Genomic DNA, 26,150 nt, shown 5'->3' with positions numbered 1-26,150 from the left:
TCACTAATTAAAAAGCCCTCCAACGTCAAAGCGCTGAAGGGCGAGAATCGGGAAGACCGGATTTGAACCGACGACCCCTTACTCCCGAAGCAAGTGCTCTACCAAGCTGAGCTACTTCCCGAGGTCAATCACATTAGTAATATAGGACTAACTTTATTTTTTTTCAACTAAAAAGTTTCGGAAAATTTTCCTTTGAGCAATCTACTTTGGCGTCAGCTGCAAATCCACTAAAATGAAGGCAGATGACCTGTCCTGTGCAGGTTTGACTATACCAGGGCTCACAGAAAGGAACGTGGATGCCATGACCATTCATTTCACTGGCAGTATTGACGAAGACAAGACGGTTATCCAATTAGAAGAAAATCAAGGGCAGCTAACTTTACTGAAACCGGCGGCCGCCGCTCGAGAACAGCCGGCACGCACATCGATTTATCTCTATTTGAAGGAACGTCAGCCGCAGCTTGCAGCATTGGCACCTCTCAATAGCAAGACGATCAATGAAAATAAGGTTGACCAGACGTTGATTGTGACGCCCCCTTGGGAAATTGAAGGAGAAACGCTGTTGGCGGCTATGCTTGCAGCCTGGGCTGAAAATGGGCTGAAAGTTGCGACGATTACTGAGACTCCAGGCAAAGTACCTGCCAACCAACAAAATGTAGTCAATGATTTTCAGGGAAACGTCTTTCAATTGTTGGAAAATTTTGGCTATCCGATGGGAAAAGTCAAAAAGAAACCCGCTAAGGCACAACACCGCTGGAATAAACAAGTCTCCGAAATTCCCTTTTACATTAATTACAGTGATGCCACCGGGGAAGCAATCTGGCAGAAGCGCAATGAATTACTCCTAAAAAAAGGGGCGAAGCTCAAGATGGAAGTTCCTTTGAACAAAGATGGGTCCGTGGGCTATTCTGCACGATTTACCGAAAAGCTGCGAGATGATTATGCCGATAAAATCAATGGTGATACGACGACGGAAGATATTATCTTCAAGAGTGTCAACGAGTTAGGAATTTTTTTGTATTATGCTGGAACCAATGGCTGGCTAGTACTCAAAGACCAAAATGGCAAGACCATCGACGAATACACTGTGGTAAAATGAAAAGGATCACTTGTTGCAGGTTTTCATTTACCAATAAGAAAAGGATGATTCGATGGATTTTGCCAAACAAGATTTTGATTATTATGAGCGGACTGTGGGAAATATGTACCGCAGTTATTATACGAAACGGCTGGCATCTGCGGCAGTCGCACTGGCAATCATCGCCGGCTACAGTTGGCTTTCCCAAGACAATCTGCTATTAAATGGCATATTGGCGGCAGTTTTGATTGTTCTGATTGTTTATTTGCTAATGCAGCGGCAAAAATTTTCCGAAGTCTATCAGCAATGGCTAGAAAACAATCTGCCTCAAGCAGTCATCGTTGATGTGCAAGAAGATGAATATAGCTACAATATTTATCGCGAGGGTGAAAAAATCGCCCGAATCAATAAAAAGGCTGTGCGAAATTTACCCTCTGCCAATAAGCAGTACACGTTACTGGCAGGCTTTGATAAGAAATTTTTCTCGGCACAGCCGCTGGAGCTGTATTACTACGATATGCTGGAGCTGACCTATGAAGAAAAATTTCGTTTGAGCCGCGGGGGTTATAGCTCGATGCCGCGATTTTTGCGGCGCTTCACTTGGAGCAACCTGAAGGCTACCGGGGGCAATGCTTTGAGTTTCGTCTTAGGAAATCTCTTCTTCTTGTTTATTTTGTTCCGCTTGATTCGTTATGTCATCGCGCTGATTCGAATGGTGTTTTAAGCTGTCTATGTGAAAAAAGCAGCGACAGCAATCATTGCTAAGTGCTGGTAGTGAATAATTCGATAGATAGGGACAAAAAGAGGCCTATCAGAAAGCAGCTTTGACAATTGTCATTGCATTTTTTTGATGAATCAAGGGCAGCCAGTGTTTGCATTTTTAACAACAAAAAACAAGCAGCTTCCACAATTTTTAATGGAAGCTGCTTGTTTTGTCATGTCGTTGCCTCAGAATTTAGCTGCAAGTAGCTTGCTAAAGCTTTTTTCATAGAACGAAAAGCTATTTTCCAGTCGCATATTTTGCCGATTGCTCACCTGCTTGGCGACCGAAAATGATGATGTCGGCTACGGCATTTCCGCCGATACGGTTGTTTCCGTGAATCCCACCAGTGACTTCACCAGCAGCATACAAGGCCTTGATTGCTTTGTCGTCTTTACCGATGACTTGGGTTTCAGTATTGATTTTGACACCGCCCATTGTGTGGTGGATCCCAGGGGCAATAGCGATAGCGTAGTAAGGGGCTTTAGATAGATCGTGATCCATGGCAGTTGTCCGACCGAACTCAGCATCTTTCTTGTCGGCGACGGCTTTGTTCCAAGTGTCCAACGTTGCTTTTAAATCAGCTTCCGGCATGTCGATTTCTTTTGCCAATGCTTCGATGGTATCTGCAGATTTCACCAAGCCTTGTTTTTCATAGAAATCAATGGCCTTGACCCGTTCTTTGACACCAGCATCAAAGACCAGCCAAGCGGATTTTTCAGGGAGGGCAATGATTGCTGCAGAGACTTTATCACGAGTTTCCATTTCATTGAAGAAGCGTTTGCCTTGTTGGTCCACCAAAATGGCACCTTCACCTCGGACTGCTTCTGTGATCAACAGGGATTTTGATTGGTCGACGGTTGGGTGAATTTGGATTTGGTCCATATCCACTGTTTGTCCGCCTAATTCTTCGATCATTTTGATCCCATCGCCGGTAGAGCCTTCTTGGTTGGTAGTGACATACCCTTTTAGTTCAGGTTTGTATTGCTCTACCATCGCCATGTTGGCGCCAAATCCGCCAGTGGTGACAACTACTGCTTTGGCACTGATTGTTTTTTCTTTACCGTCGACTTTGACTTGAACGCCGTTGACAGCACCATCTTTTTCATTAATCTTCACGACGTCAGAGTTGACAAACAATGGGATTTCTTTTTCGTGAATGTTTCGCAGCAGACCGTCTACCAAATATTCACCGACAGCCGAGCCATCAGTTGGACGGTGGGTCCGTTTTTCGCTCATGCCGCCGGTAGTCGTCAAGTTATCTAACGTAATGCCCATAGAATCCAACCAGTCGATTGCTGCAGCAGAATGATCTACCAAATAGTGAAGTAGTGCCGGATCGTTGGTTCCGCCGCCGCCTTTTAAAGTTTCTTCATAGAATTTGTCGTTTGTGTCTTCGATTCCTTGATCTTTTTGGAACTTGGTTTCTGACGCGTTCATACCGGCAGAAGATTTTAAGGTGTTTCCGCCAGCAATCGGCATTTTTTCCAAAATTACCGGATTCGCGCCAGCTTCTTTAGCGGATAAAGCCGCTGCCATGCCTGCACCACCGGCACCGACGATCACGATGTCGTAGGTATCTTTCATTTCTGACGGATCGGTGTATTCCTGGGCAGAGGCACCTGATGTGGCATCAGTCGCTGCTGTAGAAGAATTTGCCGTCTGCTCTGTTTTAGCAGAAGAATCTTTGGCAGAGCTTGAAGCCGCGGAATCTTTTGACTGATCGGCACCACAGCCCGCCATCAGCAATAGAGCTGACAACATGATGATTTTCCCAAAAGCTTTTTTCATTTTTTTCCCTCCAATTGTTTTGTGTGAAAACTCACAAGTGCATTATAACAAAGGAGAGTTTGCTGTACCACTACAGCTGGACGACAAAAAGGCAAAAGCTGGACAGCGAAACTTTACACCACCAGCTGGTTAAAGGCTTTCAGAAAAATCAACAAAAATTTGATGGAAGGCAGGATGGGTCTTCTTTAAAGAAAGCAGCCGACCACTGTCTTTAGACAAAAAGCAGTGTTTACTGGCGCCAGTAGTCATCAGCTGATCGGTGGCAATATCACGAATCTCATAGGAAAAGTCTAGTCGTGTCCCCGTGTATTGAGTGATGCTTACTAATATTTTCACTTGATCCCCGTAGCGAATCATATTTTTGTACTGGCAATCGACAGCCAGTACGGGAATGATGATGCCGGCATTTTCGATGGCGTGGTAGGAAAGACCGAGATGTTCTAAAACATCGACGCGGGCTTCTTCAAACCAACGAATATAGTTGGAATGGTGGATGATACCCATCTGGTCTGTTTCATAATAGTGAGGCTTGCGAAGATAGCCAGGGTAAGTAGTTGTCATAGTTGGATTCCTCCTGTAAGAACGGATTAAGATTTTTTTCAGCTTATCATGAGCCGCCGCTCCCAGCAAACAAGGAGAAGGCTGCAAAATAGTTCCTAACTAAAAAAGCTGCTTGGTACCAAAATTTCGATACCAGGCAGCATGGATTTTATCATTTGAACCAGGCGTTAGAAACGAAACAGCTCATCGATGAGTTGATAGTCTTCATTAGATAAGTGGACATCCACAGCTTTGGCGTTATTTTCCACTTGTTCAGGACGTTTTGCTCCAGGAATCACAGCGGTTACGGACGGATTTTTCAGATACCAGGCCAAAACCAGTTGAGAAACTGTTGTGTCATTTCGATGAGCGATCACCTTTAGTTCATTAACTGTGGCTACGATTTTCTTGAAACGTTCCCCTTGAAAATCAGGATTGCTTGAACGGATATCCCCTTTGGCAAAAACAGTCTCTTCCGAATATTTACCAGTGAGTAAGCCGGAAGCTAATGGGAAATAAGGAACGAAGCTGATGTGATGTTTTTTTAGATAAGAGAAGAGCTCTTGCTCCGCCTCACGATGCAACAGGCTGTATTGATCTTCAACGATATCTACATAGCCTTCTGCATTGGCTTCTTTAATCTGGGCCAACGAAAAATTCGAGACACCAACGGCACGGATTTTTCCCGCTTCCTTCAATTCGTGAAGTGCAGCCACGGCTTCATTTTTTGGTGTTTGTTGATCGGGAAAATGAATATAAAAAATATCGATATAATCCGTTTGCAGGCGCTGTAAAGCATCTTCTACAGCATTTCTCAAAAATTCCGGGGAGTTGTCTTTTTGTCCTTCGTTACCTGGAACATGAGCGGCTTTGGTGGCGATGATGACGCGGGCCCGATCAAATTCTGCTTCCTGCAGCACTTCGCCAATCAATTCTTCAGAACGTCCCAACCCATAAGCATAGGCAGTATCCAAAAGAGTAATCCCGTTGCGCAAGGCTGTCCGAATGATTTCCTTGCCGACCTCATCGTCTAAGCCGGTAAACAAGTTGTGGCCACCCACAGCATTGGTTCCCAGACCTAAAGCAGAAGCATAGACTTGCGATTTTCCGATACGTACATCAGACATGATTGATTCCTCCGTTTCTTGATCACGCTTACTCGACAGCATTTGTCGAAGCCTTTGCGTGTAAGACCTAGCTGTCACTGCCAGTGACGGCAGCAAAGAATTTATTTGTTATTCTCTAGGAAATATCTGAGAATTTCAGTGAGCGTCAGATTACGAACTTTTGTCAGAAACACAGAAAACATCATCGCTTACTTCATCGTCTACTTGATGGATAAGTGCGCGTTCCAGCGTTGATTCCGGTGAAAAGAACGAATGCAGCTCTCAGCAGTTTCTCCAGAGACTTCCTAACTTCAAGTCTATTACAAAAGAGCAAAATCCGAAAATCATTCGCTTTATTTTTTGCCGCAGCTTTGTGAAAACGGCTTGACTTTTTTCATGTCTTCTAGTAGATTTGTTGTAATATTAACAATCTGTGATGGAAAGAGTAGACAGTTGTCCACTGTTCAGAGAGAGGGATCATGGCTGAGAGTCCCTTAGGTGCGGCTGTTGAAAGACATTCCGGAGATGAGCGCGTGCAAAGCCGCTCCGTCTTGAGTACGTTACACTCCAGAGGAAGATCTGCCTGTCTAAACTGACGGCCGGCCAAAAGCCGAAATGATCCTCGAAAACTAGGTGGTACCGCGTATGACTAGTCATCCGCCCTTGCGTCGCAAAGCGACACAAGGGCGGTTTTTTGCTGTTGAACAGTACTAGCCGAAAATTGACTATAATTAAGTCGTCAATATTTTAAACAAGCTGCAGCTTACTCTATAATTAAATTATTAAGATAAAACCATCAAAAGGAGTTTTGCGCTATGAATTACCAACGTCCAAAAGGCACCAATGATATTCTGCCGGGTGAATCCGAAAAATGGCAGTTTATTGAAGAAACTGCCCGCTTATTATTTCGTGACTATCAATACCAGGAAATCCGCACGCCAATTTTTGAACACTATGAAGTGATTTCCCGCAGTGTCGGGGATACGACGGATATCGTATCCAAAGAGATGTATGACTTTTACGACAAAGGGGACCGCCATGTGACACTGCGTCCGGAGGGAACAGCGCCAATCGTGCGGGCCTATGTGGAAAACAAACTCTTTGGTCCAGAGTTTCCAAAGCCTTACAAAATGTTTTACACAGGGCCGATGTTTCGCTATGAACGTCCGCAAAAAGGCCGTTTGCGCCAGTTCCATCAAATTGGCGTAGAAGCTTTTGGCTCTGCCAATCCAGCCACAGATGTGGAATCGATGGCAATGGCGCTAGACTTTTTCAAACAGCTGGGAATCCGGCAAGTTCGTTTGGTAATCAACTCATTGGGAGACAAAGAAACTCGGGCAGCTTATCGTCAAGCGCTGATCGATTATCTGGAACCTCATACAGCCGAGCTCAGTGAAGATTCTCAACGCCGGCTCCATGAAAATCCATTGCGGGTTTTGGATTCAAAAGACAAACGGGACAAACAATTTGTCGCTGATGCACCATCGATTTTGGATTACCTTAGTGAAACTGCCCGCACTCATTTTGACGCTGTCCAAACGATGCTGGATGCGCTGGGGATTCCTTATGAAGTCGACAGCAACATGGTTCGAGGACTGGATTATTACACCCACACCATTTTTGAAATCATGAGCGAAGCACCAGGTATGGGAGCACAAGCGACAATCTGTGCCGGTGGACGTTACGATCATCTGGTGGAAGAATTAGGTGGCGAGGCGACGCCGGCTTTCGGATTTGCCATGGGAATTGAACGCGTACTGCTGACTTTGGAATCAGAAGAAGTGCTGCTGCCAGCGTTGAATGAGTTGGATGCGTACGTGGTCAGCTTAGGCGATGAAACTAATGTGGAAGCGCTGAAAGTCGTACAAGCCATCCGCAACTTTGGTTTTTCGGCTGATCGGGATGTAATGGGACGCAAAGCCAAAGCGCAGTTCAAGTCTGCGGATAAAGCCGGTGCTAAGCTGGTATTGACCATTGGCGGCAACGAGTTGGAACAAGGAATCATCAATGTCAAAGGAATGGCCAATCGTCAGGAAAAAGCTTTTTCTTTGGCTGATATCTATGAACGCTTTGATGAAGTCTATGACGAAATGACTACAGTAATGTTCGAAGATTGAGTAGAACATTCTGGTTAACTACGGCAGGCCAGCAATCTGGCTGGTCTGCTTAAAACTGAAAAATGGGGGAGAAAAAAATGGCAAAACGTACTGTATATTGTGGTCTGGTATCTGAAGCACAACTGGATCAGACGGTTACATTGAAAGGTTGGGTTCAAAAACGCCGCGACTTGGGGGGCGTAATCTTTATCGACTTGCGAGACCGGGAAGGAATCGTTCAAGTGGTTTTCAATCCGGAACGAGACAAAGCCGCTTGGGAGATTGCAGATAAATGCCGTAGCGAATTTGTGATTGAAGTGACCGGAACTGTAGAACATCGCGCACCAGAAGCAATTAACCCGAAAATGACCACTGGTGCGTTTGAAGTAATGGCGACAGACATCACAATCTTGAACCGCTCAAAGACACCACCGTTTGCCATTGAAGACGATCAAACCATCAGTGATGAAGTTCGTTTGAAATACCGGGCATTGGATTTGCGGCGGCCAAAAATGACCCGAAATCTGATTACTCGCCACAAAACAACGCATGCCATTCGGGAATATTTGGACGGCTTGGGCTTCTTGGATATTGAGACACCTTACTTAGGCAAGTCCACACCTGAAGGAGCACGGGATTATCTGGTTCCTTCCCGAGTACACGCGGGGCATTTCTACGCATTGCCACAATCGCCACAGCTCTTTAAGCAGTTGTTGATGACAGCAGGGTTTGACCGCTATTACCAAGTGGCTCGTTGCTTCCGTGATGAAGACTTGCGGGGAGACCGACAGCCGGAATTCACCCAGATTGACATGGAAATGGCCTTTTTAGATATGGATGAGATCCAAGAAATCACAGAAGGCATGATTGCTAAGGTTATGAAGGATGTCAAAGGGCTGGAAGTAACGCTGCCTTTTCCACGCATGACTTATGACGATGCGATGGCGCGGTATGGTTCTGATAAACCGGATACTCGTTTTGATATGGAATTGATTGATATTTCAGAAGTCGTCAAAGATGTGGATTTCAAAGTCTTCCAAATGGCACTGGATCACGGTGGTGTCGTCAAAGCGCTAAATGCCAAGGGTGCTGCGGACAAGTATTCTCGTAAAGACATGGACAACTTGGGCAAATACGTCAGCCAATTTGGCGCCAAAGGACTGGCTTGGCTGAAAGTGGAAGCAGATGGTCTGAAAGGGCCAATCGCTAAATTCTTCGGTGAAAAAGAGGCTGAAATCATTGCTGCTACCAATGCAGAAGTCGGTGACTTGCTGATGTTTGGTGCGGACAACTATGGCGTAGTCTCTGCTGCGTTGGGAGCTATTCGCTCTCGTTTAGGCAAAGAACTGGGCTTGATCGACGAAAGCAAGTTCAACTTCTTGTGGATCACAGACTGGCCACAATTTGAATACAGCGAAGAAGAAGGACGCTATGTTTCTGCTCACCATCCTTTCACTATGCCGAAAGCCGAAGATGTGGAGTTGTTGGCAACTGCACCGGAAAAAGTATATGCAGACGCTTATGACATTGTCTTGAATGGGTATGAGTTAGGTGGCGGCTCCTTGCGTATTTACACGCGTGAACTGCAAGAGCAGATGTTCCGCACCTTAGGCTTTTCCGATGAAGCCATGGTTGAACAATTCGGCTTCTTGCTGGATGCGTTAGACTACGGTTTCCCACCATTGGGAGGAATTGCTCTTGGTCTTGATCGCTTCGTGATGCTTTTAGCCGGCGAAGACAATATCCGTGAAGTAATTGCCTTTCCTAAAAACGGGAAAGCCGCAGATCCAATGACGGAAGCACCAAGCACCGTATCACCATTGCAGTTGTTTGAACTGAATCTCAATGTGACGAATGTCGAAGAATAATCGCAAAGTCAGGATCTGTGACAATAGTTGAGTCACCGTCCTGCGAACCGAACAATACAAAACGTGAGCCCTCAAAAGCCGACGATCTTCCATTGATTTTAATGGAAGATCGTCGGCTTTTCATTGCTAAAGATTTCAAGGGCTGCCTAACCTTGATTTCATCAAGCTAAGTCAGCCTGATTCACTTCTCTTAACACGTATGGTCATGTTCTCTCTTCGGACTAAGACATAAAGGTGCTCACAAATTTTCCTCGTCCGTATACTGTTTATTAATTGTGGTTAAACATCTGCTATTTAGCACTTGGAAATTACTTGTGCCACATTCCTGTTTTTATCAGGAAATGTGAAGACTTTCAAACAACAGCTTCACATAAATTTTTAGGTAGGCTGTCGGGCTTGGCAACGCGTCTTTTCAGACTGGAAAGCGGGATTGGTTTATAATCAGAAAAAGGAATATTTACAAGGCCAGCTGTGGTGAAGCTTCTTTTTTCTTACCTTTTATAAAGAATCCAGCTTCTTCTTTTGTTTTTTTACCTTTCCCCGTATAATGTAACTGACTCTGCGCTGGAAGATCGTCCGAAAAAGCGAGCGGGCTGTTTTTTTGCATGGATGCAAATGTACTTGAAATGAGGAATCCATCTATTATGGAGAAGCTGTTCAAATTGATGCCCCACCCGGATTATGCCCAGAAATTTTCTTTTTCGGTGGTTTACGCATTGCTGGCATCTATCGGCGTGAATTTTTTCTATCAACCGGGGCAAATTTATTCTTCGGGGATTACTGGTATCGCCCAGATTCTGACCACGTTGTCGAAGGATCTGATCGGTGTTTATGTACCAGTATCAGCCACGCTATTGTTGTTAAATTTACCATTGTTTTTATTGGGCTGGTTCAAAATCGGCCATAAATTTACGATTTTTACCGGAATCACGGTTGTGCTGACGTCTGTTTTCATGCAGATTATTCCGGACGAAACCTTGACTACCGATCCGATTATCTGTGCGATTTTCGGTGGTGCCATCATGGGAGCGGGGATTGGCTACGCATTAAAAAACGGCCTGTCTTCTGGTGGCTTGGATTTTGTCAGCATCGCCATCCGTAAAAAAACCGGCAATACTATCGGGTCCATCTCTATCACCTTTAACCTCTTTATCATGCTGGCGGCAGGCTTACTGTTTGGCTGGCAGTATGCTTTATACAGTGCCATCGCCATTTTTGTTTCCGGAAAGGTGACGGATGCCGTTTATACGAAGCAAAAGAAGATGCAGGTGACTATTATCACCCGGCACCCGGAGAAAGTTATCCACACGATTCAGAAAAAAATGCGCCGCGGCATCACCATTATCAATGAGGCTGAAGGTGCTTATAAACACGATAAGCAAACGGTTCTGCTGACTGTAGTGACCCGCTATGAACTGCCGCTTTTAAGAGCAGCGATGGGTGAAGCGGACAAAAAAGCTTTTGTTAGTATCGCCGACAATGTCCAGATCTTGGGGCATTTTTACGAAGAAGAATTCTAAGCTGCCAAAAGGGAACCAGCCACAAACAGTTAGATTTTGCGTCATGACAAGTACTGACAAATCAGGCAATCGACGAGGGGGAAACATTACAGCTGCCCTATCTTTTAGCCGGCGTTCTTTTGAACGACTAATCAAAACAGAAAAGTTGGAATACGACCATGGAAACGAAACGATTGAAAAAAAGCCGCTACATTTCCGGTTTGGACGGAGTCCGCACACTAGCGGTTCTCGGAGTTATTTTTTATCATCTGCTACCTGATAAAATGCGGGGTGGCTATTTGGGGGTGCCAGTATTTTTCGCCATCTCCGGCTATCTGATTACCGATCATTTACGATTGGAGTGGGAAGAAAAGGGAAAGATTTCACTGAAGGCGTTCTTTGGAAGGCGTCTGAAGCGATTGTATCCGCCGATGCTGTTCTTCTTAGTAGTGACGACTGCCTATATCACCTTGTTCCAGCGGAATCTTTTGAACAATTTGAAAGGTGTCGTGACCTCGGCACTGTTGTATGTCAATAACTGGTGGCAGATCAACCAGGGAATGAGTTATTTTGAACGCTTCACCAACGAATCGCCCTTCACTCATATCTGGTATCTCTCGGTGGAATTCCAAAACTATCTGATCTGGCCAATCCTATTTGTTCTCCTGATGACCTTTGTCAAAAATCGCAAGAAGATTTTTCTGGTGGTCTTTGCCGGCGCGTTGCTTTCAGCTGTTTTGATGGCAGTGGACTTTGTGCCGGGGGCTGATCCGACACGGGTTTATTATGGCACCGATACCCGAATCTTTTCCATCTGGTTGGGAAGTGCGATGGCTTTCTTGTGGCCAAGCACGCACCTGCGGCCTAAGATTCCGCAACAGGCCAAGCGGGTATTGAATACGGTGGGGCTTGTATCGCTGGCGTTGTTGCTTGTCTCCTTTTTTATAGTTGATGCTCATTATACCTTCGTCTATCGTGGCGGCATGTTTCTCATCAGCTTAATTGCAGTCTTTTTGATTATGATTGTGGTTCATCCCGGCGCCAGCTTGAACAAGTGGCTGACTAATCCGGTATTCACTTATATCGGTAAGCGCAGCTATGGAATCTATCTGTACCAATATCCAGTCATGATCTTCTATGAAGCAAAAGTGAAAAACATCGCCGATCATCTCTGGCTGCATACACTAATCGAGATTATTCTGATTTTAGTCTGTGCGGAGATCTCCTATCGTTTGATTGATCGACCACTGCGGAATTTTGATTACTCGAAAACTTGGTCCACAGTCAAAGGCTGGTTTAAAAAACCAATTCTCTCTCGGCAAAAACCGTTTTTGATTCCAGGACTGTTATTAGTGTTAGTAGCTTTGACCGGCTTTGTCATCGCCCCTTCCAATCATGTAACTGCGGAACAAAAGCAAATGCAAGAACAAATTTTGAAAAATCGCGAAGTCTCTGAAGCAACGAAAAAAGAAGCGCAAAAAGCCAAAGAAACAGCAGACAGCGGTACTTCCGGGACTGCTGAAACAACTGATTCCAGCAGTGAAGAACTCGATCCACAACTGCAAGCGCAGCGAAAAGAGATGGAGAGCACTTACGGGTTATCAGAAGAACAAGTGGCAGCTGCTTATAAGCTGAAATTCACCGCATTTGGAGATTCCGTCATGCTGGGAGCAGCGCAAAACATGAAGGATCTCTTTCCTAAAGCTGTCGTTGATGCCAACGTCAATCGCCAAGTCTACAGCAGTGTGGACTTGGTAAAACAACTGGATACGCAGGGGCTTTTGAATGATCCGGTCATCGTTGGCCTGGGAACCAATGGTGATTTCAATGACTCTCAGTTTGCTGACTTTATGGCTGCGTTAGGAGATCGTAAAGTTTACTGGGTCAATGTTCATGCGCCGTCTGTACGAACCCAAAATGTCGTCAACAGTTCGCTGACAAATTTAGCGAAGAAATATGATAATTTGACGATTATCGATTGGCATACCTATGCTTCTAATGGCAATGCCAGCTGGTTTTATGATGATGGTGTCCATTTGACTCCAGAAGGAAGAATCGCGTATACCAAGTTATTGTTTGAAACGCTGACGAAATAATTACTGACAAAAAAACACCCTCTGCTGCCAAAAGACAGTCAAAAACTGTTTTTTGGTGCAAAAGGTGTTTTTTGATTTCTTAAAAGAAAGCATACTATGCTGTACCCCTCTTTGTACTCCAAAAATTACAAATTTTTGATTAAGAGCAGGTCGGTTTGAAGATCCGCACCCAGCTGAAACGTATGGCTACCGACTTGTCGAAACCCTAATTTGCGATAAAAGGCACGGGCATTTTGATTATGTTCCCAAACTCCAAGCCACAAGTGATTCTTGCCACTTTGGCGGGCAGTATCTAGAGCAAACTCCAGAAGGTATCGGCCCAACCCCTGCTTTTGAAAGCCTTGGCGAATGTAGATGCGTTCTACTTCCAAGGCATTGTCAGCCAGGACTTCGGTTTGGGCATTTCCCGCATTTAGCTTGAGGTAGCCGGCAGGTGTCCCTGCTTCTGTCAATAAGAGGTAGAAGGTGACGCCGGGTGTGGTCAGTTCTGTTTGTAATTTCTGGGGAGCATAGGCGACAGCTAGATACGCGGCCATATTTTCTGGTGTATTTTGCGGGGCGAAGGTATCGGTAAAAGTTTCGATGCCGATACTTCGGAGAATCTCCAGATCGGCTTCGGTGCATTTGCGAATGAGTGCATCAGACAATGTTTTTCCTCCTGTGAATAGTAAAGTTGACCAGCGTTAGTTTGTTTCAGAAGCAAAGCGGGCCATGTAACGAGGCAAGGCTGCGCTGATTGCTGTCGGCAGCACGACGTATTGCTTTTGTGCAAAATCATCGGCAATCAGGCTGTGGAGGGCAACGGCCGCAGCCACTGTGGTACCATTGCGGGGAAATTGCGCCAAAAAGCCGGTAATCATCCCTGCCAACGTATCTCCACTGCCGCCGGTGGCCATTGCCGGCGAACCATAGGGATTTTTAAAGGACAGACCGTCAGCCGTATAGATTTGAGTATGGTGACTTTTGATGACGACGGTTGCTGCTAATTTTGCGGCTGCTGCCCGATTTGCAGCTTCGTTCTGATCGGCAATCAAAATCCCGGACAAACGCTGCCATTCCATTTGATGAGGTGTAAAGACCACCGTTTCTGGCGAGTGGAGCTTGTAAGAAAGAGTCGTCAGAGTATAGCTTTCTGCCAAAAGTGTGATAGCCGAGCCGTCGATGACCAACCACTGATCTGGGCGCCGTTTTTCCAAGAAAAAATCTAAGAGCTTACGGGCTTTTTCGGAAGTACCTAAACCCGGTCCTACCAACAGCACATCGGCGGTTTCTATCGCAGCTTCAGTTGTGGCAAAATCCTGCCAATCGACTGCCATCGCTTCGGGACGCCGAGCCAGCAGTGGACTGTGATTTTCTTTGGCGGTGATGACAGTGGTGAGCCCGGCGCCTGCACAAATACAAGCCTCGGCAGCCATCAAAATGGCCCCTGCATAACGAGGCTCACCTCCAGCCAAAACGGCTCGACCAAAAGTACCTTTATACGAGTCGTTGGGACGCTTACGAATAACCTCTCGCAGCAATTCTTCCGTGATTTCCTGTAACATGAACAGCCACCTTCGATCCAGTTTTTTTAAGTATACCACGTAAACCAGGTTGTAAGAAAATGCTGCCCCAAAGTAAAGTAAAGAGCAGCACAGCCCTAGCAGTGACACATCATCTTTGCGAAGAGAAAGAAAGCTTGTCAAAAGGGGTATGTTTTTATTTCTCTCTATGTAATGATACGGTTCGGTGTCATTTTATGAAAAACAATGGTATCATAAAAGGCGGAAAAACACTGATCATCGTTGGTTTGACCGGCTCAGCAGCATAAAAAATTGCAAGAGTGGATCAGGCTGAACGAATTATTGGAGGGAACTTCATGACAACTATCGATTGGAAAAAAGAAGTAGCATCACGCAAAGACGATCTGCTAAATGACTTGGTAGAATTGTTAAAGGTTAAAAGTGAACGAGAAGATGACAAAGCCACAGCCGATGCACCTTTTGGCCCTGGTCCTAAAAATGCGCTGATTCACATGCTGGGTTACGGTGAACGGGACGGCTTTACTGTCAAAAATGTCGACAACTATGCCGGTCACATTGAATACGGAGAAGGCGACGAAACTCTGGGGATTTTCTGCCATATGGACGTGGTACCTGCCGGCGACGGTTGGGACACAGATCCTTATCAACCGGTAATCAAAGACAACAAGATTTATGCTCGTGGTTCCTCTGATGACAAAGGACCAAGTGTCGCTGCTTATTACGGTTTGAAAATCATCAAAGAATTGGGCCTGCCTTTGTCTAAAAAGATCCGCTTTGTTGTCGGTTCTGATGAAGAGTCTGGTTGGGGAGACATGGATTATTACTTCCAACATGAAGAAAAACCAAATTTCGGTTTCTCGCCAGATGCGGAGTTTCCCATCATCAATGGTGAAAAAGGCAATGTGACTGTCACTTTACACTTTGAAAATACTAATGACGGCGATTTTGAATTGCAAAGCTTTGACGCCGGCTTGCGAGTGAACATGGTGCCGGGAAATGCCACAGCAGTTTTCAAAGCTGCCGGTGATATCAGCTTAGAAGAGTTGGCAACTGCGTATACTGATTTTCTAAATGAAAATGGTCTGGCCGGTGAACTTGAAGCAGAAGGGGACCTGGTTAAAGTTGACCTGATTGGTAAGAGTGCCCACGGAGCCAGCCCTCAAAGCGGAGTCAATGCGGGTACTTTCTTGGCATTGTTCCTGGATCGCTATCCTTTTGGTGGCGGCGCAAAGAGCTTTTTGCACACAGCGGCGACTTACGTTCATGTGGATCATTACGGTGAAAAACTCGGCGTGGCTCACACTGATCCGCGCATGGGACAATTGACCATGAACGCTGGCTTGCTGAAATTCGGCGAAGATTTCGAGGACAATTATATTACCTTGAACTTCCGCTATCCGACTGGTGTAACAGCTGACGGCTTGGTGGAAAAAATCACTGAAACCGTCGGAGCAGACGGTGCCAAAGTGGATCGGGAAGAGCGGGATTCTGCTCCTCACTACGTACCGATGGAAGACCCATTGGTAGAAACTTTATTGGCAGTTTACGAAGACCACACCGGCGAAAAAGGTTATGAACAAGTAATCGGTGGCGGAACTTTTGGCCGCTTATTGGAACGTGGCGTAGCCTATGGGGCAATGTTCCCAGGTTATACCGACACCATGCACCAAGCCAATGAATTCATGAGCTTGGACGATCTGTTCAATGCCGCCGTAATTTATGCGGATGCTATCTACCGCTTGGCAAAATAACAAACAGCAAATCATAAGACCCGTTTGCCACCGTTTATTCGGGGCAGACAGGTCTTTTTTGTTCAGATTGATTGATGCAAACCTTGATTTACCGGCAATCGCTGCCAGTCATGCTACAATCAAAGCAGAAAACTTCAAAAAGGAGGAAGGACTGTGAAAAAGCGGAAAATCATCGGCATGGCTGTTGTGGGTATTTTAGCGATAGTATTGCTGGCCGTTTTGAGTGTTCGTCAACTGCGGACCAAAGCCTTTGAAAAGATTGCCGAAAGCCGACAGCTGGTAACAACGGTGGCAACGAAAAAGAATATTTCACAGCAATTGTCAGTCCTTGAAGATTATCCTGAGGTGGCTGTTGCTGTAGCTGCTTTACCAGAAGCTACCGATTACGATATGTTTGCGATTCCCGGCTTGTATCAGGCGGTTTCGTTGAACACTGAAACCGGGAAACTGGCTCGTTGTCATGAGATGACGCCGCAGGGAGTGACTGTCAATGATAATTACCTGTTCATCTCAGCCTATTGCCATGACCATCAGCACAATTCTGTGATCTACCAGTTGGACCGTAAAACCAAAATGTTACTCAAGACGATACCTGTTGCAGGGCAGCCGCATCTGGGGGGCATTTGGTACGATAAGGCAGATCAACAGCTGTTTTTAGCTACCGAAGAAGATCGGCGGGCGGCTGCGTCAACCCTCTCGCTGGCAACTATCCAGGATTACGAACTATATTCAGACCCCACCCCAGATCCGATAAAGTATACAGCCACGACTCAGCTGCAAAATGTGCGACGGACCTCCTTTTTGACCGGCTTGCCACCATTTTTGGTGGTTGGCTATTTTGATCGCGGACATCGGGGAACTCTTGCGATGTACCCCATTGATGACCAAGGACAGATCAGTTCATTGAAGGAGACCGCTGGCGGGACCTATGAGATAAGTGACGAAAAAACGGCGCAATCCAAGTCAGCCACTCAAGGGAATGCCACTCAAGGGACTGCCACTCAAGAAGCTACTACTCAGGAAACGACTACCCAAGAGAGCCATTTTCAAGAAGCGGGGGCTACTAGCGATTTTCGAAAGGATTTTGACCCTCAAAAAGCAGAGACAGCTGACACTAGCGGAGTGGTTAAAAAAGTTCAGGGGGTCGCCTATTATCAGGAGTACATGCTCCTGTCACAGTCCTTTGGTCATCACGATTCATCGCTGTTGCTATTTGATTTACAGGATACTGTCGGCGGGTTCACCGAAAAATCGGCAAAAATGAAGATTACCTTTCCGCCATATTTGGAACAGATTGCAGTCGACGGCGATCGATTGTTGGCAGTGTTTGAAAGTGGTGCCGCGGCCTATCGTCATAAGACCTCGCGGCAGATGGAATATGCATTACAACTCGACCTGAAAACCCTCTTAAAATCCGTGAAACAGTCAAAATAAACAGGAACAGGCTGTGACAATAGTTGAGTCACCGTCCTGTGAGGCGAACAATACCAAACGTGAGCCACAAGCAAAAGAGAAGTCACCTCCATTAAAAATAGTGGAAGTGACTTCTCTTTTCATTGCTAAAAATTTCAAACGCTGACTAACAGGCGTTTTCTTACTTAGATGATGAAACCTGCGCCAATTACTTCTTAAAACAAGTTCTGTCACAGTCCATCTGTTTTTAGTCTTTCAAGCGTTGGATATCCAAAACGGTACCAGTGTTGGCATCAGCCAAAAATTCGTAACTCACCAGTTTGCCGTCTTCCAATCGGGTAATTCCGCCGGTGTAGCCTTCGGAATGGACCGCAAATTTTCGCAAAGGTTGTTTTTCAAAATTAATCCAAGAACCTTCAATCGGACCTTCTTTCAAAAATGCGTCTTTGACTACATTCAATACCGCATCAGCACCCAGATGCTGCCGCTTTTTCACCCATAAGGCAGATGCGACACCACCGGCGAGACCGACACTCAGTCCCAATGCTAGTCCGCCTTTGAACAGACTCAATTGATTGTCGTTTTCCATCAGTGTCTCCTCCTTTAGGGAATCCTTCTTTTGCCGACTGATTCATTCTACTCAGCCATGCCACTATTCTACTGATAATTTTACCATAGTTTCGGAAAAATCGAACATCTTAAATACTCATTATCCGGTTAGTGGGGTATAATGGTACACGTAAATTCGGAAAAGACAGGTTTATCTGTTTTTTCCATAAAGAAGGAGCTTTACCCATGGAAGAAAAAACGTACCAACGAATCAAAACCCTGACAGAAATGCAGGCGACTTCCGGATTTGAAGGACCAATCCGGGAATTTATGCGAAACGAACTGACTCCCTTAGTGGATGATGTTCAACAAGACGGCTTAGGCGGAATCTTTGGCATCCGTAACCACGAAGATGCAGATGCCCCCCGTGTCATGGTAGCAGCTCACATGGATGAAGTCGGCTTTATGCTGACTGAAATCACTCCTCGTGGCTTGTTCAAAGTTGTTCCTTTAGGCGGTTGGAATCCGTATGTTGTTTCAGCCCAACGCTTCACATTGATCACAGCTTCTGGTAAAAATTATCCAGTGATTTCTTCTTCAGTGCCACCACATCTGTTGCGTGGAACTGGCGGCGGACAAACCAATGTCACCGTGGACAGCATTCTCTTTGATGCCGGCTTTGAATCTCAAGCAGAGGCCTTGGAATATGGCGTGCGCCCAGGAGATACAATTGTGCCACAGGTCGAAACTGTTAAAACTGCCAATGGCAAAAATATCATCTCTAAAGCTTGGGATAACCGCTACGGCTGTACAGTGGTTTTAGAAGCATTGGAAGCACTGAAAAATGAAAAACTGGGACATACTCTGATTGCCGGTGCCAATGTTCAAGAAGAAGTCGGCCTGCGGGGTTCAAAAGCCTCAACGACTAAATTCAAACCAGATCTTTTCTTTGCTGTGGATTGCTCGGCAGCAGATGATTTGACTACCACCACCGGTACGTTTGGACATCTCGGTGAAGGAACCTTGATGCGGATTTATGATCCAGGTCTGATCATGCTTCCTCGTTTGCGGGAATACTTGTTGGATACGGCTGAAAGCAACAACATTCCGTATCAATACTTTGTTTCCAAAGGTGGCACAGACGCTGGTGCAGCCCACACATCAAATGAAGGTATCCCTAGTACTGTCATCGGTGTTTGCGGACGCTACATCCACACGCACCAAACTATGTTTAATATTGCTGACTTTGATGCTGCTCGGGAAATGTTGATCCAAACACTGAAAGGTTTGGATAAATCAACAGTGGCCACTATCGTCAACGGTTGATTTTGTAACTTTTCCGGCTGCGGCCTACCCGTCGCAGCCGGTTTCTTTTTAGAAAAGGAGTGATCCCCATCGAACAGAAAAAACAAAAAGAACTGTTGCGCCTAATCGAAGAAAACTGTCGCTTGACCCCCACTGAATTGGCGGTCTTGGTTGATGAACCAGAGGCAGTCATCCAAGAAACTATTCGCTTTTTAGAGCAGGAAAAAATCATCTGCGGCTATCGTGGCCTCATCAACTGGGAAAAATTCGAAGATGATTGGGTGGAAGCCATCGTTGAGATTCGCGTCACAGCCCAAGGCACAGCCGGGTATCAATCCGTTGCCGAAGAAATCAAGCGGTTTCCGCAAGTGGAGACCGTCTATTTTCTCAGTGGACCCTATGATTTTCTGGTTATGCTGCGAGGCAAAAATATCAAAGAAATCTCCAATTTCATCTCCAATCATCTGGCACCTATTGATGTCGTGCAAAGTACCCGCACCCACTTTACTCTGAAGAAGTACAAAGACTGGGGCCTGGTGTTGGACGACCATGACCAGGACGAACGAATTAAGGTGAGCCCATGACTAGCGGTACAGAGCGATTCTTAGCTGACAATATCCAGTCGCTGGCGCCCAGCGGTATCCGTAAATTTTTTGATATCGTTTCAGAGCGGCCGGATGCGATTTCCCTTGGTGTGGGGGAACCGGATTTTGATACTCCTTGGAAAATGACCACAGAAGGGATCCGTTCTTTGCGAGAAGGGCGCACCTTTTATACCGCCAATGCTGGATTGATTGAACTGCGGCAAGCTATCAGCGCTTATTTGACTGAGCGAGTGGGAAACACCTACGACCCTAAAAATGAAATTATCGTGACTGTTGGTGGCAGTGAAGCCATTGATTTAGCCTTTCGCGTCCTGTTGAATCCTGGTGATGAAGTAATTATTCCTCAACCGGCTTTTGTCAGCTACGAGCCTTGTACCATCATGGCCGGTGGTGTACCAGTCACAGTTGACTTGAAAGCAGACAACGGCTTTGTTTTGACTCCAGAATTGTTAGAAGCGGCAATCACTCCCAAAACCAAAGTCTTGCTTTTGTCTTACCCTAATAATCCTACCGGTGCGACACTGACCTTTGAAGAAGCCGCCGCTATCGCCAAAGTGGTAGTTAAGCATGACTTGGTGGTGGTTTCAGATGAGATTTACACAGAGCTTTTATATGAAGGAGAACACGTTTCCGTTGCGTCATTGCCAGAGATGGCAGAGCGGACGATTTTGATCAACGGCTTTTCCAAAACCTTTGCTATGACCGGGTGGCGCATCGGTTATCTGGCTGCTCCACGGGTATTGACCGAGCAGATGCTGAAGCTGCACCAATACATTATCATGACCGCCCCCACTGTCAGCCAATATGCTGCGCTGGAAGGTCTGTCAGGCAACTGGCGGGAAATCGTTGAACCAATGCGGGAATCCTATCAGCAGCGGCGCAACTACCTTCATCATGCATTGACAAAAATGGGCATCCCCTGTTACAAAGCCAAAGGGGCCTTTTACCTCTTCCCTGACATTTCTCAGTTTGGCATGACGTCAGAAGAATTCGCTTTGAAACTTTTGGAAGAAGAAAAACTGGCCTGCGTCCCCGGCTCGGCCTTTGGTGCTGCTGGAGAAGGATATCTGCGCTTATCCTACGCCTATTCATTGGAAGAATTGAAAGAAGCAGTGGAGCGACTGGAACGATTTGTTGCGAGACTGGCTGCTGAAACTGAATAACTGAACGAATGCTGTCGAAGACCTTGATGATCAGATGATCATCAAGGTCTTGAGTTTGTACAATTATCAACATGCGCCCACTACAATCCGAATGGATGAGCGTGTCGATTTTTCGTTTAAAAGAAGATTGAAAAAAATGAGTAAGATGAATTTTGATTTTTATGCTTGTAAAGTGAACAAAATGTTTGTTGTAGGAGTAAACGATTGCTACTTATGAGCCAAATACTTTTTATAACAGAAAGTTATTTATTGCCTGGACCAATCGAGTTTCTGAGAGTTCGAAATACCTTGGACAGGTGATAAAGGAATGGTAATTTCCGCACTACTTGGTCTCATCGTGCTAAGAGACGGTGCTAAGATTGTTGTTCTAATATCTCTTTTGAATAGTGTTAATAGGTGCGTGGATTTACTGGCTCAGTGTATCTAAAAATTGATTTTTGGTGTTTGCCGAGCGCAATTCCTTCACCATATACAATACCAGCTCGTCATCGTTGCAGCACTCGCTGTAAGGAATGGCGGGCTGGTTTTGATACCATACCCCACTACCATCAGGAATGAAGCCGCGTTTGACATACATTCGCTGGGCAGGGCCGTAACCGGCGTGAAGGCCAACACCTAATGAAAGCTTATCTGCTGCTAAGGCAGTGACTGCCAAAGTTTCCACCGCATCAAAAAGTGCGCTACCAATGCCGTGTTCTTGATAGGCTTCCAGTACGTTGAAGTCCACTACTTCTGGCAAGACAGCGCGAAAAGGGCCCTCTGCAGCTAAAGGAACTAAGGTTACATAGCCGCAAGGGACGCCATTTACTTCGGCTACACGGACGTAGCGGGTCTTTTCTGTTTGTTCCTGCAAATATTTTTCAAAGAGCTCGGATGGCTTTGTCCAGCCCTGTTCTGCAAATAACTTTGGAAATAAAGTACAATCTGCTTCATTGATAGGGCGAATCTGTAGGTTCTTTTCTCGATAGGTCATGAGTATTGCCTCCGCTGTTTTTTTATTTTATTGGTGATTACGTGATGTCCATCGTTTTGAGTATATCATGCCGGTCTTTTGTCTCCCAGAAAAAAAGGTGTATAATCGAGTTAGAATACAGGAGAAAGTAGGAAAATATATGATTATACCGAATAGTTTGGAAGAGTTGGCAGGCTACGTGAATAAAGGCCGTAATGTCTTTTTCTTCACTGCAGGATGGTGTGGGGACTGTCATTTTATCAAACCATTTATGCCAGAGATTGCAGCTGATTTCCCCGAATTTACGTTTATCGAAGTCGATCGTGACAAGTATATCGACGTGGCCGCTGAATGGAGCATTTTTGGTATTCCCAGCTTTGTCGTTACCGAGGATGGCAAAGAATTGGGGCGTCTGGTGAACAAAGACCGTAAAACAAAAGAAGAAATTGAAGCATTTTTGAAAAGTTTGCCGGCAAATGCCTAGACTGGGACATCCGACAGTTCGTTATAGAAAGGAGCAGGTACAATGGAGTCACAGCAATATCGTAATATTTTAGTGGGAATTGACGGGTCAGAACAGGGACTGCAGGCTTTCGAAAAAGCTGTAGAAGTGGCTCGGCGAAATGCGGGGAAAGTCTATGTCGCCAACGTCATTGATCAGCAGATTACAGCTATCATGGGCTACAGTGGACTTAACCAAAATATCATCGATCAAGAAACCGAAAGTGCCAAAAAGTTAATCGAAGAATGTAAAAAATACGGTCGTGACCATGATTTTTCCGATATTGAGGGGGTTATTGCCTATGGTTCAGCCAAAGAAGCAATGGCGCACCAGCTACCGAAGAAGTATGGCATTGATCTAGTCATGGTTGGACAATCAGGCTTGAATGCTGTCGAGCGATTTATGACCGGCAGTGTTGCTAGCTATGTGATTCGACAAGCGCCTTGCGATGTACTAGTAGTGACTTATCAACAAAAATAAGTGTTGGGACAATCGTTAATCCCCATTAGTTCGCAGCCAAAGTGCCCGCAGGATTCTCGCTTTTTAAAGAAATCTTGCGGGTTGTTTTTTTTGAGATGAACTTGCCAGCTTTTTCTGATATGATACAAGTTGTGTGATTTTCAATAACATAAGAGGCCAGTGAAAAAGCTGCCTCGTGAAAGAATAATTCAGGAGGGTCATCATCATGATCTATTCATACAATCCCAAACACGTAGGTGATACGCTAATCGTTGTCACTGCTGATGATCAAGGATTGGATCAAACCGTTGAACGTAAATTCAATATCGCAGAAATTAAAAATAGTAAAGGAACAGTTGTGGGATATAATTTCTTTCATCTTTCAGAGTACTTAACGATTACTGATGAAGGACAAATTTATCCAACTCCAGAACAAATTGAAGTTCTTAATCAACAATTGCACTTATCTGGTTTTCACGAAGCTGTGCTACCAACAAATGAATCTTCAAAATTTGTTGTCGGGTATGTGAAAACTTGTGTGGAGCATCCTGACAGTGATCATCTTCATGTGACGGAGACGGAAGTAGATAATGGCGAAGTGCTGCAGATCGTCTGTGGTGCACCGAACATTGCGGCTGGGCAAAAAGTCGTTGTCGCAAAGCCAGGGGCAATGATGCCTGATGGAATGCTGATTTGGCCGGGAGTTTTACGAGGTGTGGAAAGTTATGGCATGATTTGTTCAGCACGCGAGCTGCATTTGCCAAATGCACCTGAGAAAAAAGGAATCTTGGTATTGCCGCAAGAAGCGACAGTTGGGGAAGCTTTTGCGGTAGGAAAATAGAAAATGAGGCTTCTCTGGAATTTAATATATTGATTCTAGAGGAGTTTTTTTGTGCAACTGAAGGAGTGACACAGGAGTTAAGACAAAAGCTGGCAGGCAAATCCGTTGAAGATAGTGGAGATATATTGTACCAATGTCAATTCCGTGCAGGATAGCAAAAAGTACCGCTCATTGTCAAGATCCAGACAGTGAGCGGTACTTTTTTATAGTTGGAGTAGTATTCAATTACCAAATAAGTTTTAGCTAACGGTTACTATTTGAGTTTTGTTGTTGCAAGACAGTGCTGTCGATTGTCAATTCAACTTTGGAGGTTTCTTCTTTGTCCCCGCGGTAGTAAGTCACAGTGATGCTGTCACCGACATTCTTGGTGTACAAGACAGACTGCAAATCAGTCGTGCTGGTGATTTCTTTGTCGTCGACTTTTGTGATGACATCGTATTGTTTCAAACCAGCTTTTTCAGCAGGTGTTGCAGTTACAACATTAGTAATCACAACGCCGCTCTTAACAGTAGCAGGAACACCCAAAATCTGTTCTTGTTGTTGGGAAGTCACTGAGCTCAAGTCTACCATGTTGATGCCCAATGCCGGACGTGTTACTTTGCCGTCTTTTTCCAGTTGGTTGATGATTTTTACGACATCGTTACTAGGAATCGCAAAACCCATCCCTTCAACCGAGATATTAGAGCTTTCAGTCTGAGTTGTTGCAATCTTGCTGGAGTTGATTCCGACGACTTGACCAGATACGTTTACCAATGGCCCGCCAGAGTTCCCTGGATTGATAGCTGCATCTGTTTGAATGGCGCTGATATTTACGCCGGTGCTGCTATCGGCAATTGGCCGGTTGACTGAGGAAATGATCCCAGAGGTGACGGAGTTTGCATATTGAGAGCCTAAAGGAGAACCAATCGCAATCGCAGGTTCGCCAACTTTCAAGGCATTGGAATCACCAAAAGTGGCCACATCTTTAACATCGTCAGAAGAGATTTTGATAACGGCCAAGTCAGTCACTGAGTCAGTTCCAACCAGTTCGCCTTTGACTTTAGTGCCGTCTTTCATGACAACTTCCAAGCCATTGGAGCCTTCAACTACGTGATTGTTAGTGACAACATAGGCATCTTTACCATCTTTTTTGTAGATGACACCAGAGCCTTCACTTGCTTCTACCAAGTCGCTGTCTTCAGAATCACTAGATCCCTGTGTATTTTCATCTTGAGATTGTCCAAACATATCCCCCCAAGGATTGCTGCTGGACTGTTGTTGCCGTTGCAAATTAATAACAGAAACCACCGCTCCTTGAACTTTTTCTACAGCCTTGGTGATATCGGAATCGACGTCGACTTTGACATTTGAAACTTGCGTTGTTTTTGTATCCGATGTGTTGCTGCTAGAATTGGCGTTGTTGCTAGTTGCCGGAGCTAAGCCGGAACCATTGGCCAGATAGAAGCCACCAATTACCAGAAAGCCGCCAACGACCCCACCCAGCAGACCAGTTAAAAACTTTTTAGCGGTCCCGCCGCCGTTATTTTTGTTTCGTTGTTCCATTATGATTTCCTCCTCAGATATCCGCCCTCTTTTATGATCGATAGACCAACAAAAAAGGGGGAACTTCATTATTCTTCAAGACTTTATTCAGGAATGATTGCTATGATATAAGTATAGTCTCAAATCCTGCTTTTAGTCTAACGAGAGACTTTGAAAAAAATATGAACGAACCGTGGCTAAAATCATAGTGAATCGTGAAAAATTGCCCGGCGCTTCCATAAATTTGATAAGAGAATGTCTATTTTTCTTACTGTAGGAGATTTATCAATCAAAGATTGTTGGTTGCAGCCGCTAATTCGAGAGAATAAAAGCATTGGAAAATAGATTTGCACAGCTCAGCTAATTTAATTCTATTACTATAGAAGCTAAATGTTTTCCGCAGCAAAAGATCCGGCAAATTTATTGAAAAACAGCACTTCACGAGCAGGCGTTTCTGTGGCAGCCTTCAGAGAAAGACTCGGTCTTGGGGAAAAGTATCCACAAACTTATCCACAGGTTGTGAATAATGTGTACAATTCTGTGGAGAACTATTGTTCGTATAGAAAATAGCGCCAGAAAAGCAACTTTTTTCAATAGAACTGTAGTCGAAAAGAAAACTGTGTGGATAATCCTTGTGACAAACTGCAATCCAGTTATTCACAGCTGAGGAAAACTCTTCTGAGGATGCGACGATAGAGTAAAATACGGAGTTTTTGCAGCCAAAAAGCACCC

22 protein-coding genes and 1 tRNA gene are annotated in these 26,150 nt (G+C 45.2%); 14 read left to right on the top strand and 9 right to left on the bottom strand.

The annotated features are described in order from the left end of the window. Window positions 1-47: 47 nt before the first annotated feature. Window positions 48-121: transfer RNA gene (locus ACOMA8_RS01340), tRNA-Pro, on the bottom strand. A 180-nt stretch (window positions 122-301) separates the two neighbouring features. Here ACOMA8_RS01340 and ACOMA8_RS01335 point away from each other — a divergent pair. Next, window positions 302-1,099: a DUF4357 domain-containing protein gene (locus tag ACOMA8_RS01335; protein WP_161898063.1), complete on the top strand. Its 798-nt coding sequence runs from the start codon at window positions 302-304 to the stop codon at window positions 1,097-1,099. A gap of 52 nt (window positions 1,100-1,151) precedes the next feature. Further along, window positions 1,152-1,802 (top strand): hypothetical protein, encoded by a 651-nt coding sequence (locus ACOMA8_RS01330; RefSeq protein WP_421367778.1) that lies wholly within the window; start codon window positions 1,152-1,154, stop codon window positions 1,800-1,802. 276 nt (window positions 1,803-2,078) lie between these two features. On the opposite strand, the gene ACOMA8_RS01325 is transcribed toward ACOMA8_RS01330, so the two are convergent. From ACOMA8_RS01325 to ACOMA8_RS01315, 3 genes are all read right to left on the bottom strand, one after another. Continuing rightward, window positions 2,079-3,629, bottom strand: coding sequence for a flavocytochrome c (locus tag ACOMA8_RS01325; RefSeq protein WP_421367775.1), 1,551 nt, complete (start codon window positions 3,627-3,629; stop codon window positions 2,079-2,081). Window positions 3,630-3,758: 129 nt separating this feature from the next. Then, a complete protein-coding gene (locus ACOMA8_RS01320) occupies window positions 3,759-4,190 on the bottom strand; it encodes an acyl-CoA thioesterase (RefSeq protein WP_161898066.1) in 432 nt (143 codons plus the stop codon). A gap of 167 nt (window positions 4,191-4,357) precedes the next feature. Further along, on the bottom strand, window positions 4,358-5,296 hold the full coding sequence (locus ACOMA8_RS01315; RefSeq protein ID WP_421367771.1) for an aldo/keto reductase: 939 nt from the start codon (window positions 5,294-5,296) through the stop codon (window positions 4,358-4,360). Between the two features lie 794 nt (window positions 5,297-6,090). On the opposite strand from ACOMA8_RS01315, the gene hisS reads away from it, so the two are divergent. From hisS to ACOMA8_RS01295, 4 genes are all read left to right on the top strand, one after another. Continuing rightward, window positions 6,091-7,392, top strand: a complete 1,302-nt coding sequence (gene hisS, locus ACOMA8_RS01310; protein ID WP_161898068.1) for a histidine--tRNA ligase — start codon at window positions 6,091-6,093, stop codon at window positions 7,390-7,392. Window positions 7,393-7,469: 77 nt separating this feature from the next. Beyond that, on the top strand, window positions 7,470-9,239 hold the full coding sequence (aspS, locus tag ACOMA8_RS01305) for an aspartate--tRNA ligase (protein WP_421367768.1): 1,770 nt from the start codon (window positions 7,470-7,472) through the stop codon (window positions 9,237-9,239). 644 nt (window positions 9,240-9,883) lie between these two features. Next, window positions 9,884-10,759, top strand: coding sequence for a YitT family protein (locus tag ACOMA8_RS01300; protein ID WP_161898070.1), 876 nt, complete (start codon window positions 9,884-9,886; stop codon window positions 10,757-10,759). A gap of 158 nt (window positions 10,760-10,917) precedes the next feature. Then, complete coding sequence (locus tag ACOMA8_RS01295; protein ID WP_421367765.1) at window positions 10,918-12,834, top strand: acyltransferase family protein; 1,917 nt, start codon at window positions 10,918-10,920, stop codon at window positions 12,832-12,834. Between the two features lie 125 nt (window positions 12,835-12,959). On the opposite strand, the gene ACOMA8_RS01290 is transcribed toward ACOMA8_RS01295, so the two are convergent. Both ACOMA8_RS01290 and ACOMA8_RS01285 read right to left on the bottom strand, forming a co-directional pair. After that, window positions 12,960-13,481, bottom strand: coding sequence for a GNAT family N-acetyltransferase (locus ACOMA8_RS01290; protein WP_421367762.1), 522 nt, complete (start codon window positions 13,479-13,481; stop codon window positions 12,960-12,962). Window positions 13,482-13,517: 36 nt separating this feature from the next. Beyond that, window positions 13,518-14,378: an NAD(P)H-hydrate dehydratase gene (locus ACOMA8_RS01285; protein ID WP_421367760.1), complete on the bottom strand. Its 861-nt coding sequence runs from the start codon at window positions 14,376-14,378 to the stop codon at window positions 13,518-13,520. A 314-nt stretch (window positions 14,379-14,692) separates the two neighbouring features. Between ACOMA8_RS01285 and pepV the strand changes: the two genes are divergently transcribed. Further along, window positions 14,693-16,108 (top strand): dipeptidase PepV, encoded by a 1,416-nt coding sequence (gene pepV / locus ACOMA8_RS01280; protein WP_421367758.1) that lies wholly within the window; start codon window positions 14,693-14,695, stop codon window positions 16,106-16,108. A 153-nt stretch (window positions 16,109-16,261) separates the two neighbouring features. Next, window positions 16,262-17,542 (top strand): YncE family protein, encoded by a 1,281-nt coding sequence (locus tag ACOMA8_RS01275; RefSeq protein ID WP_421367755.1) that lies wholly within the window; start codon window positions 16,262-16,264, stop codon window positions 17,540-17,542. A 226-nt stretch (window positions 17,543-17,768) separates the two neighbouring features. Here ACOMA8_RS01275 and ACOMA8_RS01270 read toward each other — a convergent pair whose 3' ends face one another. Further along, window positions 17,769-18,110: a hypothetical protein gene (locus tag ACOMA8_RS01270; RefSeq protein WP_421367753.1), complete on the bottom strand. Its 342-nt coding sequence runs from the start codon at window positions 18,108-18,110 to the stop codon at window positions 17,769-17,771. Window positions 18,111-18,316: 206 nt separating this feature from the next. Here ACOMA8_RS01270 and pepA point away from each other — a divergent pair, with 206 nt between their 5' ends. The 3 genes from pepA to ACOMA8_RS01255 are packed head-to-tail and all read left to right on the top strand — an operon-like array spanning window position 18,317 to window position 21,143. Further along, a complete protein-coding gene (gene pepA / locus ACOMA8_RS01265) occupies window positions 18,317-19,396 on the top strand; it encodes a glutamyl aminopeptidase (RefSeq protein WP_161898077.1) in 1,080 nt (359 codons plus the stop codon). Between the two features lie 59 nt (window positions 19,397-19,455). After that, on the top strand, window positions 19,456-19,959 hold the full coding sequence (locus tag ACOMA8_RS01260) for an Lrp/AsnC family transcriptional regulator (protein ID WP_421367750.1): 504 nt from the start codon (window positions 19,456-19,458) through the stop codon (window positions 19,957-19,959). Beyond that, window positions 19,956-21,143, top strand: a complete 1,188-nt coding sequence (locus ACOMA8_RS01255; RefSeq protein ID WP_421367747.1) for an aminotransferase class I/II-fold pyridoxal phosphate-dependent enzyme — start codon at window positions 19,956-19,958, stop codon at window positions 21,141-21,143. The genes ACOMA8_RS01260 and ACOMA8_RS01255 overlap by 4 nt, the downstream gene beginning before the upstream one ends. A gap of 406 nt (window positions 21,144-21,549) precedes the next feature. Here ACOMA8_RS01255 and ACOMA8_RS01250 read toward each other — a convergent pair whose 3' ends face one another. Further along, entirely contained in the window at window positions 21,550-22,116 is a 567-nt protein-coding gene (locus tag ACOMA8_RS01250) for a GNAT family N-acetyltransferase (protein WP_421367744.1), read from the bottom strand. Window positions 22,117-22,231: 115 nt separating this feature from the next. On the opposite strand from ACOMA8_RS01250, the gene ACOMA8_RS01245 reads away from it, so the two are divergent. The 3 genes from ACOMA8_RS01245 to ytpR all read left to right on the top strand — a co-directional run bounded on the left by ACOMA8_RS01245 (window position 22,232) and on the right by ytpR (window position 23,897). After that, window positions 22,232-22,579 carry a thioredoxin family protein gene (locus ACOMA8_RS01245; protein ID WP_420022067.1) on the top strand — a complete coding sequence of 116 codons (348 nt, stop codon included), beginning with the start codon at window positions 22,232-22,234 and terminating at the stop codon, window positions 22,577-22,579. 42 nt (window positions 22,580-22,621) lie between these two features. Continuing rightward, window positions 22,622-23,077: a universal stress protein gene (locus tag ACOMA8_RS01240; protein WP_421367741.1), complete on the top strand. Its 456-nt coding sequence runs from the start codon at window positions 22,622-22,624 to the stop codon at window positions 23,075-23,077. A 205-nt stretch (window positions 23,078-23,282) separates the two neighbouring features. Continuing rightward, a complete protein-coding gene (ytpR, locus tag ACOMA8_RS01235) occupies window positions 23,283-23,897 on the top strand; it encodes a YtpR family tRNA-binding protein (RefSeq protein ID WP_161898087.1) in 615 nt (204 codons plus the stop codon). Window positions 23,898-24,140: 243 nt separating this feature from the next. Here the strand turns inward: ytpR and ACOMA8_RS01230 are convergent, their stop codons facing one another. After that, on the bottom strand, window positions 24,141-25,439 hold the full coding sequence (locus ACOMA8_RS01230; protein ID WP_421367737.1) for a S1C family serine protease: 1,299 nt from the start codon (window positions 25,437-25,439) through the stop codon (window positions 24,141-24,143). Between the last annotated feature and the right edge of the window lie 711 nt (window positions 25,440-26,150).

This window comes from Enterococcus infantis (genome assembly GCF_049166715.1).
GTDB lineage: Bacteria > Bacillota > Bacilli > Lactobacillales > Enterococcaceae > Enterococcus_C > Enterococcus_C leclercqii.
This window is presented reverse-complemented; position numbering and strand designations above follow the sequence as displayed.